The 603-nt window shown below is 48.6% G+C and carries 1 protein-coding gene; it reads right to left on the bottom strand.

Going from position 1 to position 603, the window contains the following annotated elements; translation table 11 throughout:
- Window positions 1-603 (bottom strand): Calx-beta domain-containing protein (locus ACFSR6_RS17505; RefSeq protein ID WP_379081228.1); only part of this gene is annotated, 603 nt, incomplete at both ends.

Genomic DNA, 603 nt, shown 5'->3' with positions numbered 1-603 from the left:
CGGTTACCGAATAGGTAATCTGCGTATCAGTAGTCGATGCATTACTTAAGGTAAAGGTGAACTCACCAGCTGTGCCTGGTTCTGCACCATCTTTAGTGGCAGCAACGGTTACCGTGGCGGTGGTATTATCAGTAATGTTGATCGTTGCAGGGCTATTGCTTACCGTCACATTCGGGTTGCTTGATGCAGTTAAAGTAACCACAACCGTCTCAGTGCCTTCAACAATATTATCGGTCAATACCGGGATGGTAATTGTTCCCGTAGTCTGCCCTGCTGGAATGGTGATGGTCTTGGTCACAATGGCCGAGTAATCGCTGCCCTCTGTGGCCGTTCCACCCAAAGTATAGGTAATGGTGGTAGGCTGTGATGATGGATTGCTCAGCGTTACCGTAAAGGTTCCGTTTACAGGACCGTTTTCGCTGCCTGAACTACCAGCAGTAATCGTAGCTACCGAGGTATCGTTATCAGTGATGTTCACCGTAGCCGGTACCGTACTTGCCGTAATCGATGGGTTGCTGGTAGCAGCTGCCATCGTTAAGATCACGGTTTCTGTTCCTTCAGCAATGTTATCATCCAGTACAGGTACACTTACCCTTACAGAAG

It is taken from the genome of Pedobacter vanadiisoli (assembly GCF_042684385.1).
Lineage (GTDB): Bacteria > Bacteroidota > Bacteroidia > Sphingobacteriales > Sphingobacteriaceae > Pedobacter > Pedobacter vanadiisoli.
Note: the sequence above shows the minus strand (reverse complement) of the source record. Positions and strands in the feature narration are given on the sequence as shown.